Consider the following 689-nt stretch of genomic DNA (forward strand, 5'->3'; position numbering starts at 1 on the left):
CAGTACGATATTATTGGAATCGCCAGTCTCAGTTGTACCACCTGCCATAGAGATGGCCCCATATACTGAGATCGGTACATCCGCAATAGCAAACTCTCCAGATTGCTTTACTGCCCCATCCACAAAGAACTTACTACCACGGTAATTAATAATCTTCACCTGTGGATCTGAGTACTTGAGATAACGCTGTAGCTTACTTTGTAGCACTGCGGTAAATTGCGGTACGCTCATACCACTGGCTTGAATACGGCCTATCAACGGAAACTGTATAAAACCTTGTTGATCAACGGTCAGGCTGGCAGTTGAGGCGTTAATATCTGGATAGCTGGTAAGGATAATATTGAGCGTATCCCCTTTCGAGATGCCATAGCTGACTCGTCCAGAAGTTTTGATTAGATGATAGAGGTCTTGATTGGGCATGGGTGCTACTGTGCGGGGCAAGGTCGCCAGACTCAACGGCTGAATATGAAACTGCAAACCGTTTTCTGCAGTAAAAGTACCAGATTCTGGTAATACTCCTGACTGAAGTCCTGAATTAATGGTACAACCAGTCAGTAACCCCATCAAAAACAAGCAAGATATACTTACTGTTAAGTAGCGTCTGTGTACAAAAATGAAATATTTATAAACCATAACAGTTACTCATATTTATATTTGTGAATCAAACCAAACCACCCTAATGCACCTAT

The 689-nt window shown here is 42.4% G+C and carries 1 protein-coding gene; it reads right to left on the minus strand.

The annotated features are described in order from the left end of the window. Positions 1–564, minus strand: a 564-nt coding sequence (locus ACS8FC_RS17765) for a polysaccharide biosynthesis/export family protein (RefSeq protein WP_439297764.1), incomplete at its 3' end; no start/stop codon positions are given. Between the last annotated feature and the right edge of the window lie 125 nt (positions 565–689).

The sequence above is a fragment of the Psychrobacter sp. 1Y4 genome (assembly GCF_051847555.1).